This is a genomic window from Chloroflexota bacterium (genome assembly GCA_020850535.1).
Lineage (GTDB): Bacteria > Chloroflexota > UBA6077 > UBA6077 > JACCZL01 > JADZEM01.
The window spans coordinates 1-15,470 of the sequence record JADZEM010000012.1; the positions used below are offsets into that span (position 1 = coordinate 1).

14 protein-coding genes are annotated in these 15,470 nt (G+C 67.8%); 6 read left to right on the forward strand and 8 right to left on the reverse strand.

Features of this window, described 5'->3' with window-relative positions; all coding sequences use genetic code 11:
- A partial coding sequence (locus IT306_01550) for an ISAzo13 family transposase (protein MCC7367073.1) occupies nt 1–582 on the reverse strand: 582 nt, incomplete at its 3' end.
- A gap of 267 nt (nt 583–849) precedes the next feature.
- Here IT306_01550 and IT306_01555 point away from each other — a divergent pair.
- Nucleotides 850–2,523 (forward strand): ISL3 family transposase, encoded by a 1,674-nt coding sequence (locus IT306_01555; GenBank protein ID MCC7367074.1) that lies wholly within the window; start codon nt 850–852, stop codon nt 2,521–2,523.
- On the opposite strand, the gene IT306_01560 is transcribed toward IT306_01555, so the two are convergent.
- From IT306_01560 to IT306_01575, 4 genes are all read right to left on the reverse strand, one after another.
- Nucleotides 2,495–3,325, reverse strand: a complete 831-nt coding sequence (locus IT306_01560; GenBank protein ID MCC7367075.1) for a tyrosine-type recombinase/integrase — start codon at nt 3,323–3,325, stop codon at nt 2,495–2,497. The genes IT306_01555 and IT306_01560 overlap by 29 nt on opposite strands.
- Nucleotides 3,326–3,436: 111 nt before the next feature.
- Nucleotides 3,437–4,870: a class I SAM-dependent RNA methyltransferase gene (locus IT306_01565; GenBank protein MCC7367076.1), complete on the reverse strand. Its 1,434-nt coding sequence runs from the start codon at nt 4,868–4,870 to the stop codon at nt 3,437–3,439.
- Nucleotides 4,871–4,901: 31 nt separating this feature from the next.
- Entirely contained in the window at nt 4,902–5,372 is a 471-nt protein-coding gene (locus IT306_01570) for an acyl-CoA thioesterase (protein ID MCC7367077.1), read from the reverse strand.
- A complete protein-coding gene (locus IT306_01575; GenBank protein MCC7367078.1) occupies nt 5,369–6,610 on the reverse strand; it encodes a CoA transferase in 1,242 nt (413 codons plus the stop codon). Before IT306_01575 ends, IT306_01570 begins: the two co-directional genes overlap by 4 nt.
- Nucleotides 6,611–6,749: 139 nt before the next feature.
- Here IT306_01575 and IT306_01580 point away from each other — a divergent pair, with 139 nt between their 5' ends.
- Entirely contained in the window at nt 6,750–8,012 is a 1,263-nt protein-coding gene (locus IT306_01580) for a GNAT family N-acetyltransferase (GenBank protein ID MCC7367079.1), read from the forward strand.
- Between the two features lie 456 nt (nt 8,013–8,468).
- On the opposite strand, the gene IT306_01585 is transcribed toward IT306_01580, so the two are convergent.
- The 3 genes from IT306_01585 to IT306_01595 all read right to left on the reverse strand — a co-directional run bounded on the left by IT306_01585 (nt 8,469) and on the right by IT306_01595 (nt 11,465).
- Nucleotides 8,469–9,125, reverse strand: coding sequence for a PspA/IM30 family protein (locus tag IT306_01585; GenBank protein ID MCC7367080.1), 657 nt, complete (start codon nt 9,123–9,125; stop codon nt 8,469–8,471).
- Nucleotides 9,126–9,365: 240 nt separating this feature from the next.
- A complete protein-coding gene (locus tag IT306_01590) occupies nt 9,366–10,853 on the reverse strand; it encodes a flotillin family protein (protein MCC7367081.1) in 1,488 nt (495 codons plus the stop codon).
- 3 nt (nt 10,854–10,856) lie between these two features.
- Nucleotides 10,857–11,465 carry a hypothetical protein gene (locus tag IT306_01595; GenBank protein ID MCC7367082.1) on the reverse strand — a complete coding sequence of 203 codons (609 nt, stop codon included), beginning with the start codon at nt 11,463–11,465 and terminating at the stop codon, nt 10,857–10,859.
- A gap of 449 nt (nt 11,466–11,914) precedes the next feature.
- Between IT306_01595 and IT306_01600 the strand changes: the two genes are divergently transcribed.
- From IT306_01600 to IT306_01615, 4 genes are all read left to right on the forward strand, one after another.
- Nucleotides 11,915–13,360, forward strand: a complete 1,446-nt coding sequence (locus IT306_01600; GenBank protein MCC7367083.1) for a GAF domain-containing sensor histidine kinase — start codon at nt 11,915–11,917, stop codon at nt 13,358–13,360.
- Between the two features lie 162 nt (nt 13,361–13,522).
- Nucleotides 13,523–13,957, forward strand: a complete 435-nt coding sequence (locus IT306_01605; protein MCC7367084.1) for a hypothetical protein — start codon at nt 13,523–13,525, stop codon at nt 13,955–13,957.
- 72 nt (nt 13,958–14,029) lie between these two features.
- Nucleotides 14,030–14,800: a DUF305 domain-containing protein gene (locus IT306_01610; GenBank protein MCC7367085.1), complete on the forward strand. Its 771-nt coding sequence runs from the start codon at nt 14,030–14,032 to the stop codon at nt 14,798–14,800.
- 220 nt (nt 14,801–15,020) lie between these two features.
- A partial coding sequence (locus IT306_01615; GenBank protein ID MCC7367086.1) for an AAA family ATPase occupies nt 15,021–15,470 on the forward strand: 450 nt, incomplete at its 3' end.

Sequence of the window (15,470 nt, forward strand, 5' to 3'; positions counted from 1 at the left end):
ATTCTTGAAGGGGCCGACCAACTCCTTCTTCTTGGCGTCGACCGAGATGGCCGGTTCGTGGGCCGCCACCTGCTGCTGCACCTGATCGTTCAGGTACTCGAACTGCGCGTTCCGATCCGGATGCTGGCTCCCTTCGAGCACCTTTCGGTTGCCCTGGAGGCTGTACTCCAGCGTCCGCAACAGGTTGGCCACGACTCGCTGGCTGACCGCGTGCCCCTGCTCCCGCAACGTCGCCGTGAGCTTCCGCAGGCTCTTACAGGTCCACCGCAACGGCGATTCGGGATCCCCACGCATCATCGGCTCGATCAGCCGCTCCAGCGCTGCCGGCAGGCCAGGGTCTTTCTCCACCGCCGACTTCCGCCCACCACCCGGTCGACGGACCCGGCCCGATGGTCGCGACTCGCCCGCCTGTAGTTCCTGGATCCCAGCCCGGATCGCCCGCCGCGACACCCCCGTCGCCCGCGACACCGCCACGCCACCACCTCGGCCAACCACCATCGCCTCTGACGCAGCCAGCAAGCGCCGCTGCCGCTCGTCGAGACCAGGCGCCAGCAACTCGAAGCGCCGCTTGATTGCCTCCAACAGCTCCATCGTCCGCTAGTCTAGCTTACGCCACCCCTGCCGCCCGTCACACTGCGACACTTATTTCTCGGCGAACCCTTAGCAACCAGTCCTGTCAGAAGTCCATAACGGCATCCGGGTTCCCGCAGGACGGTCCGGTAATTGGCATTATCGGACCCACCACCTAAAATCTCCTCCTTGTGTAAACTTCAGTGGTAAGTGGCGCGATTTCTGGCTCTCCCTCACTTTTGGTGAAGACCATGGTGGTGGCCGGTACGATTTGGAGTGATGCCAAGCACTCGTACCCTCACCACCAACCTGCTCCCACTCGCTCACGGCCTCCGGCTCGAAGACGTGTCGATCGGACCGGGCCAGATCGTCGCCATCCTGGTCACCATGTCACCTCGAGGCACCTGCCCGGTGTGCGGCACTTGGTCCGAAGCGGTTCACAGCTTGTACGAGCGGACGATCGCTGACCTGCCCTGGGGCCAGCAGACGGTGCAGCTCCGGCTTCGAGTCCGCAAGTTCTTCTGCCGCCAGCCGACCTGTTCACGTCGCATCTTCACCGAGCGGCTGCCAGCCGTGGTGGCGCCCTACGCGCGCCGCAGCAGACGTCTGACTGAGGTCGTCCGTCTGTTGGCGTTTGCTCTGGGTGGCGAGCTCGGGGCCAGGATCGTCGAGCGCCTGGGGATGGCGACCAGTCCAGCCACGTTGCTCCGCCTGATCCGGCGTACGGCAGTGGTCGCGGCTCGCACACCACGCGTCCTCGGAGGCGACGACTGGGCGATGCGGAAGCGCCATACCTATGGGACCATCCTGGTCGATCTGGAGCAGCATCGGCTGGTCGACCTGCTGCCAGACCGGACGGCTGCGACCCTGGCAGCCTGGTTGCAGGACCGTCCTGGGGTCGAGATCGTCAGTCGGGATCGGAGCGGCACCTACGCCGAGGGCGTCGCGCGAGGTGCGCCTGACGCCGTGCAGGTGGCCGACCGTTTTCACCTGACGAAGAACCTGGGGGAGGCCGTTGTCCAAGTGCTGGAGCGCCATCGGGCCGACCTCCGTGAGGTGATCGTCCCATCAGAGGCGTCGCCGCAGCCAGCGGGAGGCAGACCGCCGACGGCCGACCTGACCAGGGAGACTCCGACCCTCGGGGTGTCACGCCAGACCTGGTCGCAGCGGCGCCAGCAGGCGCGGCGGTCCCAGCGGGTCGCGCGCTACGAGCGGATGCTCGCCTTGCGGGAGCGAGGTCTGCCGATCGCGGCGATCGCTCAGGAGTTGGGCGTGGCGCGACGCACGATCCATCGCTGGCTGGCGGTGGGGAGCTTCTCGGAGCGCACACCACGGCGTCGACCGCCGAGCCCACTCGCCCCATTCGCCGAGTACCTGACCAGCCGGTGGGCCGAAGGGTGCCACAACGGCATGCAGCTCTGGCGGGAGGTGTGCGAGCAAGGGTATGCCGGCCCCCGCTACCGGATCTGGGAGGTGGTGCAGCGGCTCCGCGCGGGGCTGTCGGCGTTCGCCGAGTCGGGCAGCGAGTCACGACAGACCCCAGCACCACGCTCGCGACCACTGAGCCCACGCCAGGTGGTCGGCATCGTCCTGCGCCGCCCGACCGATCGCACGGTCGTGGAGCAGCAGGTGCTCGGACAGGTCATCGAGCGGTGTCCCGATGCGCGCGTCGCGTACGACCTGTCTGAGCGTTTCCTGTCCTTGCTGCGCGAACGCCAGGCCGCTTCACTGGCGGCGTGGCTGACTGACGCCACCCAGAGCGGGCTCCCAGAGTTTCAGCACCTCGCCTCCGGACTGCTGACCGATCAGGCGGCGGTCGCTGCTGCGGCGGCCCTGTCCTACAGCAACGGCCAGACCGAGGGCCAGGTGAACAAGCTCAAGGTCCTGAAACGGCAGATGTACGGCCGAGCCAAGTTCGACCTCCTCAAGCTCCGCCTCCTGAACATCGCCTGATCCACTCCGCTTCACCAAAAGTGAGGGAGAGCCCGGTTTCTTCAGAGCTATTTGGCGTAGCGCTCACGCAGCGCCGTTGTCTACAGACGCCTTGCGCTTGATCTGGACGTAGCGGTAGAGCGTCGAGACGTCCCAGCCACAACGCCTTCTCATCCGCGTGCGCGTGCTGTGCTCGCACCCGTAGGTATCGATCCAGCGCCTGCGTCGTCTTCCGGCCGAACGGGCAGGCGCGAGGTCGACGCCCCTTTCCTACGACACGCGCGGCTCGCAGTTCTAGGTCGAGATCGTCAGTGGTCATGTGTGCCAATTCGGACCGCCGCATGCCGGTATCAATGAAGAGGCGGAGAATCGCCATGTCGCGGCGTTCTTCGAACCCCTTGCCTTCGCACGCGGCGAGTAGTTTCGCAACTTGCTCGTCCGCCAGCACCGGCGGCGGATTCTCGGATACCGTGGGCCGCTTCATCTTTGCCATGGGTGAGGTGGTGATCTCACCCTCCTCCTCCGCCCATTTGAAGAATGCCTTCAGCCCGCGATAGCGCGTTTCAGCAGACGCCGGCTTGTTCCGCTTGAGCACGTCGGCAATGTACTCCTCGACGTGCTCACGAGTCAGGTGGGCCAGAACGAGGGGCATCTTCTGGGCGTCCAAAAAGGCACCGAGCTGCTGAACCGAAGTCATATAGATGCGAATGGTTGCGGGCGAGCGGTTCGCTGCCAACAAGCTGCGTTCAAACGACTTGGCCAGAACCCAGTAGTCCGGCGCGACGCTCACATCCACCGATCCACGACGCTTCTTGGCGGCCATCTCTCGATTCCTACGGCCCGCCGGGTATCATGTCGACGAGCGCTGTAGCAGCCCGCCACGAGGCACGGCAGAAATGATGTCACGTCGACGCCTATCTGGTCAGACGAGAAATCAGCGCGTCAGCAGGGCCACGCACTCGACGTGATACGTCTGCGGGAACATGTCCAGCGGCTGGACCGACTGCAGCCTGTAGCCGCCCTCACGGAGGATCGCCAGGTCGCGGGCCAGCGTGGCCGGCTCGCAGGACACGTACACGATCCGCTCAAGCTCGGCCGCGATCAGCGCGTCCAGCACCGGGCGCTCGCAGCCGACGCGGGCCGGATCGAGCAGCACCTTTGTCGGGCGCTCCTCCAGCTTCGGCAGCACGTCCTCCACCTTGCCGGCAATGAACCGCGTGTTCGGCAGGTCGGCGCAGTTCTCGCCAGCATCCTTCACCGCCGCCGGCGACTCCTCGATCCCGATCACCGCCCCCACGAACGGCGACATGACCGCTGCGAACGTCCCGACGCCGCAGTAGGCGTCCACCACCACGTCGTGCGGCTGCATGTCGAGCCGGTCGAGCCCCAGCAGCACCAGCGTCTCGGCGATCGAGAGGCCGTCCGGCGAGATCACGCCGCCGAAACGCGCCACGATCTCCGTGGTCGGGAAGGCCGGCCCGCGCTGCTCGCGGCCGGTGTTGACCTGGAAGAAGGCCGGAGCCGCCACCCGGAATCGCCGCCCCAGCAGCTCCTCGTACAGCTCTGTCTGGCCCGAGGGGATCTCGTCAGACGGCCAGAGCGCAGCGTACTCGTCGACCGGCTGCTCGGGCGCGACGCCCAGGCAGGACGGCCGGTCGGGCGAGACCGTCGAGCCGCCGAAACGCGCCTGCTCGTCCTCCGAGACCGGGATCGGGTCCACCAGATCCGGCAACCCCGGGTTGACCAGGATGTCGCCGGTGTTCGCCCCGACCCGGATCGACAACTGGTGCGCCCGGAAGCCCGGCAGCCGCCGCTGGAGTCGGGCCAGCAACGCATCGATGGGCGGCTGCATCAGCCAGCAATGCTCGATGCGGAGCAGCTGCCGCGTGCCCGACCGCGTGAAGCACAGCTCGCCGAAACGCCGCCCCACCGTGAAACGGGCGTGGTTGCGGTAGTGCCACGGTTCGGCCATGCCGATGGTTGGTAGAACGAGTGACTCGGCATCCTCGAAGTGGCCGATGCGCCGCAACTGCTCGGCCACGATCTGCCGCTTGAAGCCGAGCTGCGCCTCGTAGGTCGCATGCTGCCACTGGCAGCCGCCGCAGCTTCCGAAGTAGGCGCAGCGAGCCGTCACCCGCTCCGGCGCGGCCTCCAGGATCTCGACGATCTCGCCGCGCGCGTAGTCCGACTTGTCCTGGACGATCTCCACCGTCACCGTCTCGCCGGGCAACCCGTACGGCACGAAGAAGACACGGCCCTCGTGGCGACCGAGCGCCTCGCCGCCGTGGGCCACGCCCGTCAACTGCAGGGTGACGCGCTCGCGGGGGCCGGAGGGCTGGCGCTGACGCTTGCGCCGTCGCTCGCTCACAGAGGACGCCCATGCACGATGTAGCGAACGGTCACGAGGCAGCGACCGCCTCGGCCACGTTTACCGGGCGGTGCGTCGCCTCGAATTGCTCGACACCCGCGCGCACCCACTCCGGAATCCTGACCGGCCGCAGCGTCTTGTGATCGAGCATCGCGTGCTCGGTGTACCCCTTCACGATCAGCGCGGCATCGGCCTCGCGCCAGACCTCGTACTCGATGCGGAAGCGGACTTTGCCCATCGACACACAGCGCGACCACAGGCTCAGCTCGTCGTCGAACTTGGCCGGCAGCCGGTACTCGATGTGGCCCTCGGTCACCGCGCCCGTCATCTTGGCGTCTTCCAACGAGCGGTAGTCGATCCCGGCTGCCCGCAGATACTCGACGCGCGCCACCTCGAAGTAGGTCATGTAGTTGGCGTAGTAGACCACGCCCATCGCGTCCGTCTCGGCGTAGCGGACACGGATCTTGTGGCAGTGCGTGAACCCCTCGTGCGGACGGCTCACAGCGCGCCCTCCGCTCGGAGCTGCGCGATCTCGTCGGCGCTGATCCCCAGCGCTGTCAGGACCTCGTCCGTGTGCTCCCCGAGCATCGGCGGGTGCCGGCGGACCGTGGCCGGCGTGTCGCCGTGCTTGTACGAGATGCCCGCCATCGCGACCGTCCCGAGCTTCGGGTGCGGCACCTCGATCTTCATGTTGCGTGCCAATACCTGTGGATCCTCGAAGACTTCAGCGATGTTGTTGACGGGGCCGGCCGGTACGCCCAGCTCCAACAGCGCATCCACCCACTCGGTTGCGGTCCTGGCGCCCAACACCTCCTCGATCAGTGGTACCAGCGCCGCGCGATTTGCCACCCGCAGCGGGTTGCTGGCGAATCGTGCGTCCTCCGGCCACTCCGGGTGCCCGAGCACCCGCGAGAAATCGCGGAACTGGCGGTCGTTGAGCGCGCCGAACGCGAAGTAGCGGTCCTTCGCCCTGAACACCTGGTACGGCACGATGCTGCTGTGCCCGTTCCCGATGCGGGGCGGCAGTTGCCCGCTCGCGAAGTAGTCCGTCGCGAGATGGATCAGCCAGCCGACGACCGTCTCCAGCAGCGAGAGATCGACCCGCTGCCCCTGCCCGGTCCGGTCTCGATGGTGGATGGCCGCCAGGATCGCCGAGCAGCCGGTCATCGCGGTGGTCAGGTCGGCAATCGCCACGCCGTACTTCATCGGCTCGCCAGCGGGCGCGCCGGTCACGCTCATGATGCCGCCCATCGCCTGGCCCATGTAGTCGTAGCCCGGGCGCTCGGCGTACGGCCCGGTCCGCCCGTACCCGGTCACCGAGGCGTAGACCAACCGAGGATTGAGCGGGCGCAGCACCTCCTCGTAGCCGAGGCCCATCCGCTCCATCGTGCCGACCTTGAAGTTCTCGACCACGATGTCCGCGTCCGCGATCATCGCCAGCACGATCTCGCGGCAGCGCGGATGCTTCAGGTTGAGCGTCACGCTGCGCTTGTTGCGGTTGACGGCGAGGTAGTAGGTGCTCTCGCCCTCGACGAACGGCGGCCCCCAGCGGCGGGTATCGTCGCCGGAGCCGGGCTGCTCGATCTTCACGACGTCCGCGCCCATATCCCCGAGCATCATCGTCAGGTAAGGGCCGGCCAGGACGCGCGTCAGATCGACGACTTTCAGGTCGCTGAGCGGCCCGGCGGACGCCGTTGCGGGCAGATGATCGGGTGAAGCTGGCGGTGTGTCCGAACGCATCGCGCAAGTGTACCACCCGTCAGGCAGCCGGCTGGACCGCATAATTCCAACTGTTGCCGCTCGCGCGTGAGGCAGGCGTCCCTCCCTCACGCGCGGGCGCTCGGCGGCGAGACACCGCTCTCACGAGAGGCACGATACGATGTCATCGTCAATCGAGATTCGGCCCGCCACCTGGCTCGACTGGCCAGACTTCAGGGATGTGCTCAGCACGGCCTTCGGCGACGAGATGTCGGACGACGGTCGCGCCCAGTGGGAGAGTTTCCTCGAATTCGATCGGGGCCGCATGGTGGCCGCCTTCGACCAGGGCGGCGGCCAGGCTGGCCGATCGGAGCAGATGATCGGCACCGGCGGCTGGTTCGGCGTGGACATGACCGTGCCGGGCGGCGAGCTTCCGACCGCCGCCATCACGATGGTCTCGGTGCGCCCGAGCCACACGCGGCGCGGCACCCTGCGCGGCCTGATGCGGCGGATGCTGGACGATGCCCGCGCGCAGGGGTTCCCGCTCGCCACGCTGATCGCCTCGGAGGCGAGCATCTACCAGCGCTTCGGCTACGGGCTGGCGTACCAACGCGCCTTGATCAGTGTCGATCCGCGCCGCGCCACGTTCCTCAACGATCCTGGTCCAGTCGGCGCGATCCGCATGTTGACGGCCGAGGAGGCGCTCGATCTGCTGCCGCCGATCTACGAGCAGGCTCGGCAGGCGCACCCGGCCAGCTTCAAGCGCTCAGCCCTCTGGTGGGAGAAGCGAACCCTCTGCGATCTGCCCGGGGCGCGCCGTGGGGGTGGCCCGCGCCGCTGGGTGCTTCTGACCGTCGACCGTCAACCGCAGGGCTACGTCATCTACAACGTGACACAGAGCTGGGAGCCAAGCGCCCTGTCCACCTCAACCCTCCAGGTGGTCGAGGCAGTCGGCGTCTCGCCAGTGGCGACCCGTGAGCTCTGGCGCTACCTGTTCGGCGTCGATCTCGTCGCACGCATCGAGACCTACCGGCTTTGCGAAGGCCATCCGCTCCCGCTGATGCTGACCGACCCTCGCCAGTTGCGCCTCAGCAGTATGGACGGCACCTGGGTCCGCCTGATCGAGCTTGAGCCGGCGCTGACGGCCCGCCGCTACCTCACGACCAGCAGCCTGACCTTCGAGCTGGCCGACGAATTCTGCCCCTGGAACAGCGGCGTCTGGAGGCTGGACGCCGGCCCGGACAGCGCCAGCCTCACGCGGTCAGCAGCCGGGCCGGATCTGCGCCTCTCGGCAGCCGCGCTCGCGTCGATGTACCTCGGCACGGTCAAGGCCAGCAGCCTGCTGCGGGCCGGCCGCCTGGACGAGCTGACGCCGGGGGCGGCGCACCAGGCCGACCTGCTGTTCGGCTGGACGACGCCGCCCTGGTGCCTCGACAATTTCTGAGGGCGTGGGGCGTGGGGCGTGGGTCGTAGGTCGTAGGTCGTAGGTCGTGGGTCGTGGATGTTGGCGAAAGCATGCAAGCTGCAGTTGTCATCCTGAGCGCAGCGAAGGACCTCACCCGCTGACCGTCAACTACCGCCTCACCCGCTGACCGTCAACTACCGCCTCACCCGCTGACCGTCAACTACCGCCTCACCCGCCGATCGTCAACTCGCGCATCAGCGGGTGAGATCCCTCGTTTCGCTCGCAAGCTCGCTTCACTCAGGATGACATAGCGGGATTGCGTCGTTGTGCAGTAACGCACGAACGGCATGTCTTGCACGCTCGCTCAACGCAGGACGACCGGAAGCGGCTGCAACGAACGCCTGCCGGCCGACGGCGCGCAGCGGCTGAACTGGAAGGAGCCAGGGGCACGCGGCCTCCTGGCTCCCGGGTCGCTCAGACCGTGCCTCCGCCGCGTCAGCGCCCAGGGGGCAGCTGGCTCTGCTGCCGCCGCTCTTTCAGCTCTCGCAGCTGCCGGTCGACCTCGCTCTCGGCCTCCAGCGCCGCGAACTTGTCGTCCAGCGAGTCGCTGCTCAGGTCGGTGTACGCCTGGGCCCGCGCCTCCTGCTGGGCAACCTTCGCCTCCAGCCGGTCGAACTCGCCCATCGCGCCGACGCCCTTGATGCCCGAGAGCGTCTTGTGCATCTGCTCCTGGGCCTTCGACGAGCGGTGCCGCGCGATGAGCAGCTCCTTCTTCGCCTCGGCCTCGTCGATCTTCGTCTGCAGCTGCCGCAGCCCGTCCTTCAGCGCCTGCACCTGGGCGCTGTGCGCCTGCCACTGCTCTTGCAGCCCGGACGCCGTGGTGGCGTAGGTGTTGCGCCGCTGCAGCGCCTGCTTCGCCAGGTCGTCGTCGCCCTTGTCGAGCGCCAGCTCTGCCTTGCGCTGCCAGTCGTCGGCCGTGCGCTGCGCCTCCTCGGCGCGGGCCTGCAGCCGCTTCTCGTCGGCGATGGCCGAGGCGACCTGCGTCTTGACCTGGATCAGCTGGTTGTTCATGTCCATGAGGAGCTGCTTGATAGCCTTCTCCGGGTCTTCCGCCCGATCCAGAAGGTCATTCAGGTTCGACCTCACCAACATGGAAACGCGGTCGAGCAATCCCACGGGGGAACCTCCTCGTCGTGGTAAGCGCACCACGGCTCGCGAACGAGCCTGATTCGTCTGCGTGCCTGACTTATCGCTGTACCGGCCAGGGCAACGCAACAAATGCTGTGAACAGGTCAAAGGCCGTGGATCGCAGGTCAACGGGGAGTTCTTCCCATGACCTACGATCCACGGCCTACGATCCACGGCCTACGATCTACGACCCACTCCCCAGGATCAGGCGCGGCCGGCGCCGTTGTGCGGCGTCGCCCCATCCGGCGGGACCAGATCGGCCAGGGCCGGGATCCGCGACATCAGATCGGAGACCTTCTGCCCCGTCAGCGACTCGAACAGGGCCGGCGCCTGCGCGATCATCCGCACCATGTCGTCGGTGAGCTGGCTCGCGCCGAAGCCGCCGCTGCCGTTGCCGCCCGTCGAGACGATGGTGATCTTGTCCACCTTTGCCAGCGGCTCCGCGAACGCCCGCGCCAGCTCCGGCATCGCCCCGAGCATCTTGTCGAGCACGGCCGCCTGGTTGTACTCCTTGAACGCCGCCGCCCGAACTTCCATCGCCGACGCCTCAGCCTGCCCCTTGGCGCGGATGATGTCCGCCTCGGCCTGACCTTCAAGACGCGTCACGTCTGCCCGCGACGAGCCCTCAGCGCGGTTCGCCTCGGCAACGCCCTGTGCCTCCAGCACGCGCCGCTGCCGCTCGGCCTCGGCGGCGATCTCAATGCGCCGACGGTCGGCCTCCGCCGCCTTGAGGACGGTCGCCTCCAGCTCGCGCTCGCGGCGCTGGATCTCCGCCTCCTGCACCTTGATCTGTTCCTCACGCTGGACCCGCTCGACGCGCACCTGCTCGGCAACGATCTGCTGCTGCATGATGTTCGCCTGGATCTCGTACGCCTTATCCGCCTGCGCCTGCGCCGCCTTTACGGAGCGCTCGTAGTCGGCGCGCTTCAACGAGAGGTCGCGCTCGGCCTCGGCCTGCCGCGACTGCGAAGCCATCTCCGCGATCACGCGCTCCTGGTCAGCAGCCGCCCGCGCAATGGCCGCCTCGCGCATCGTCTCGGCCTCGCGGATCGCCGTGTCGCGGGAGGCCTCGGCGGCGGCGATGTCGGCGTTACGCTTCACCCGCGCCACGTCCGGGCGGCCCATGTTGGCGATGTACTCGTTGCGGTCCTTCACGTCCTTGATGGTGAAGGAGATCACCTCAAGGCCCATCTTGTCCATGTCGCCAGCGACATTTTCGCGCATCCGGCCGGCGACCATCTCCGGCTGCTTGACGATCTCCTCGACGGTCAACTGACCGACGATGCCGCGCAGATGCCCCTCCATCGAAAGGCGAATCAGGTTCTCGCGGTCCGCTGGCGTCTTGCGCAGAAACTGTTCGGCCGCCGTCATGATGCTTCCGTGGTCCGACTTGACCTTGATCTGGGCAACGGCCTCGACGGACACGGCGACACCCTGCTGGGTGTAGAGATCCTGCTGCGGCGCGACGTCGAAGGACATCAGCTCAAGCGACAGCTCGTCTCCGCTCTGGATCATCGGCCAGACGATGGCCCCGCCGCCCTTGACCACCTTCGGCGATCCGATGCCGTACACGATCAGCGCCTGGTTCGGGCCGACACGGCGGTACAGGCCCGCCAGGATCCGCAACAGGATCAGCAGGATGACAGCCAGCACCACCGCCATGATGACCGTGGGATTCAGTAGGAAGCTCATGCGCTAGTCCTCCCCCGCATACGAGGCCCACGGCTCGACGTAGGCCAGTCCCCGCTCGTATCGCACGATGACGACCTCGGTCCCGACCTCAATCGGCTGACCGTCGACGCTGCGTGCTCCTTCACTCCGCCGCGCGCCGTCCCGCGAAAACCCGATCTCGCCAGTCCCGCCTGCGTGGATCGCCATCGTGACCTGGGCGACTGTGCCTTCCATGCGGGACTCAGCCGGGTCCATGAACCGCTGCCCGGCCAGCAGCACCTTGACCAGGAACAGAAACACGACGGCTCCGCCGCCAAACCCGACGACCGTCGCAACGATCAGCGCCAGGGCGGCTCCCAGGCCAGCCGAGCCGTACAACACCCAACCACTTCCGCCGAAAAAGGCCAGAAACGCGGTGATCGTCTGCAGATTGAGCGGCGACACGTCCTGCCCGTTTCCGCCCTGCCCAGCCCCGCCGGCGTCATGGCCGCCGCCCGCATCGCCGAGGTGCAGGCCACCGTGATTCCCATCTCCGAGCGCCCCGCCGTGAAACACGCCGAAGGCGAGTGAGATGACACTCATCGCGACGCCGAAGACGAAGCAGAAGACAAACACCGTCTCCAGAGGATCCATGATCCAACGCCTCCGACCATCTCTCTCTCTGGTGGATACCACGCCTCCAGAGAGACGTCAAGATTCCATCCCCGTAACGCTCCACGTAGAGACTACGAGCGGGCAGGGATGGCCTGAAGGGGCGAGGGACCAGCGACGGCACGGGAGGCGTCGAGCAGGTTCCGGCCCTGCTTGCGAGCGGTGGCGAGGATGGTGGTGCGGATGGCTGAGGCTTCGGTGCCCCAGGCGGAGCGGACGCCACCGATGACTTACGGTGGATGACCGAGGGGCGCAGATCGCGCTCCTGGTGGCCCAGGCAGATCTGGTGCTCGGTGGCCAGGGTCAGGGTCTGGGGCGCCCAACTGGTGCACTTGTAGGCAAACGTACAGATCGACGGCCCGAATCTCGCAGATGGCAGGCGGGAGCGAGCGTCTGCGGCAGCCGCGCACGAGCCGCGATACTATGCGTACATGCATCACCGGACGCTGCGCTGGCTGACTATCGCCGGGCCGATCCTTTTTCTGGCCGTGGTCGATCTGGTGCGCCATCAGGTCTGGCCGGAGCTGTTGCATCCGTGGCCCGGCTACTTCATCGTCCTGAGCGTGGTGGCGCTGGCCGTGGGCGTCTTCTCCGGCGCGGTCTTCGACCGCATCGAGGGCATGGAGAATCGGATCCTCGGGCAAAACCGAGAGCTGCGGCGGGTCGGTGAGACGGCCGAGCGACAGGCGGCCCAGTTGCGCGGCCTGCACGAGGCGGGGCTGGTTCTCTCCGCCGAGCTGACCCTGGAGACAGTCCTCCGGCGAATCGTGGATCTGGCCCGGGAGCTGACCGGGGCACGCTACGGCGCGCTCGCCGTCGTGGACGACCAACAGCACATCGTCCGCTTCCTGACGGCCGGCCTGTCGCCTGAGGAGCGCGCACAGCTTGGCGACCCACCGCTCGGGCGGGGTCTGCTCGGCCCGATCTTCGAGGCCAACCACCCGCTGCGCGTGGCGGACATTGCGCGCGATCCACGCTCAGTCGGGTTTCCGGCCGGCCACCCGCCGATGCAGACCTTCATGGGCGTGCCCATCGTGCTGCATGGGCGGGTCTACGGCAACCTCTATCTGACGGACAAGCAGGGTGCGGACGGCCCGATCCCGTTCACCGAAGACGACGAACAAGGGGTCACGCTGTTCGCGGCGCAGGCGGCCGTCGCGATGGAGAATGCCCGCTTACATGGACAGGTGCAGGGGCTGGCGGCCTCGGTGGAGCGCGAGCGCATCGCCCGCGAGCTGCACGACAGTCTGGCCCAGGCGCTCGGCTACGTCCGGCTGCGTGCGTCGTCCGCGCGGGAGTCGCTTGCGCACGGCGACTGCCCGGCCACCGACACGGCGCTCCGGCAGATCGGGGAGATCGTCGGCGAGACCTACGGCGAGGTCCGCGAGGCGATCCTTGGCCTCCGCAGCAGCGGCGGCGGCGCGGACCGGCCGCTGGTGGACGTCCTGGCCGAGTATATCGATCGATACCACGAGCAGTCCGGCGTCGAGGTCGCGTTCGAGATCGGGCCGGGCGTGGCCCAGGTTCGGCTGGCACCGGCCGTCGAAGTCCAGCTCGTGCGGATCGTGCAGGAGTCATTGGCGAACGTCCGCAAGCATGCCCGAACGAGCCAGGCGGCCCTGGCGCTGGACATCGTCGTGCACGCCGGTGGTCCGCGCCTGCGGGTGATCGTCACCGACGAGGGCCGAGGCTTCGACCTGGACCTCTCGCCGGTGGGCGCACACTTCGGGCTGGCGATCATGCGTGAGCGCGCTGAGGGCGTGGGCGGATCGTTCAGCATCAAGACCGCGCCGGGCCAGGGGACGCGCATCACGGTGACGATGCCCATCGAGGCCGCGCCGTCGGCCGCGAACGGGACGGCCGCCCCCGAACGGTAGGCCGGGCCTCGGGAACGAACAGCCCAGACGATGGCCCCGTGCGACGGTCAGCGCTGGGCAGGCTGTCCCGGGTTCGCGCACTGACAGCGTGACATTCGACCCCTTCCCGGACGCTCGCCCGGCGAGTGACAATACGCTGGAGACTTCATGAGGGCGGGTCCGTTGCCCGTGATGACTCAGGTCTGGTTGCACGTACGTGCGCTGGGTGCGCCTCGACGACGCGCGCTGCTGCTGCTTGTCAGCCTGGCCGCGCATCTGCTGATGATGGCCATCCCGATGCACGGTGCACCGATGGCTCACGGGGCCACGGCGTCCGCGGGCATCGCCTCACCCGGCATCGCCTCATCTGCCCCGGACCATGCGCGCATGGCTGGGATGGCCCACGTCGAGGCGTCCCACCAGCAGCATGGCGGGCACTGTGGCATCGAGTGGACGGCGTCACGCCCGCAGCCGAGCGCGACGGCGCTTCTGAGTCTCGCGGCACCGGTCAGCGTGGTGGACGTGCTGCCACTGACGGCGGGGCGCGTCCTGCCGGACGAGGTCGGGCCGCCGGCGCGCGGCGACTCGCAAGCCGTCCTCCAGGTGTTCAGGCTCTAGATTCGAGATCCGATATTTGAGATCCGATCTCATCTCTGGCTTGAGCAGACGACCCACCTGGAGGAGATTTCCATGAAACGCCTATGGTGGCTGGCCGGCCTGTCGGCGCTCGTTGCGCTGGCCGTCCTGCTGATGCCGATGACCGCGCTGCGCCTGCGGGCGCAGGCCGCCCCGGCGACGGGCCATTCGCTCGATCAGCTGACCGGCGACGACTTTGACCGGGCGTTCCTGGCGCAGATGACCATGCACCATGCGATGGCCGTCGAGATGGCGCGCCCGCTGCTGACCGGGGCGACGCACCCCGAGTTGAAGCAGCTCGGGCAGGCGATCACCGACGCCCAGACCCGCGAGATCACCCAGATGCGAGCCTGGGCAAAGGAGTGGTACGGACTTGAGCTGCCGGATCACCTCGCCATGATGGCCGCCCATCACCAGGGCCAGGGACAGGCCACCGGCATGCCGGGCATGCACTCGGGCGGCATGATGAACCCGGCCGGGATACCGATGCACCAGAGCATGCATCAGGGGCAAGGCATGCCAATGCATCAGGGGCAGGGCATGCCAATGCATCAGGGGCAGGGCGCTGGCCCGATCGGCATGATGGGCGACATGCATGCGATGTCGATGATGGCCGCCCTCGACAAGCTGCCGCCCAACCGCCTCGAAGCCGTCTTCATGAGCCTGATGATCCCACACCACCAGGATGCGCTGGACATGGCCGCGCTGATCCCCGACCGCGCGGCGCACCAGGAGATCAAGGATCTCGGTACGGCGATCACCACCTCACAGAGCGCGGAGATCGAGCAGATGAACGGCTGGCTCGCCAACTGGTACGGCCTCTAGCGCCGACCGAGGCCCGCGCCGCTGCCCTGCTGTCAGGCGGAGCAGCGGCGCGGGCCTCGGCCTCGTCGCCTGCTTCCCAGCGCGCTGCCACGCTCGGCTCAACCTCGTCGCGTCACCAGGAAGTGGGAGTCCAGTGTTGGACCCATCCGCCCAACAACGGCGACACCGCCTGCCGCGCCAGTCGACTGCACTCCTGGGGCGCCAGCAGGAGCTTGCCGACTTGCTGCGCATCTTCAAGGGTGAGGCGGCGCTCGTCACGCTGACCGGCCCGGGCGGCTCGGGCAAGACGCGTCTGGCCCTGGAGATCGCCGAGCGGCTCGCCGATGCCTTCGACGACGGAGCCCATCTCGTCGAGCTGGCATCGGTGACCGATCCCGACCGTGTCGCCTCGGCCATCGTCGCGTCGCTCAGGCTCCAGGAACCCCCCGGTCGCACGCCGCTCGATCTGCTGACCGGGCACTTCCGGGAGCGGCGTACACTCCTCGTGCTGGACAACTTCGAGCAGGTGATCGCGGCCGCGCCCCTTGTAGCAAGTCTCCTCCGGGCCTGTCCGACGCTCACCGTGCTCGTGACCAGTCGGGCGCCCCTCCAGGTGGCCGGTGAGCGCGAGTTCCCGGTCGCTCCGCTGGCGCTCCCGTCGCTCACGCCGGCCACGACGCTGGCCCAGATC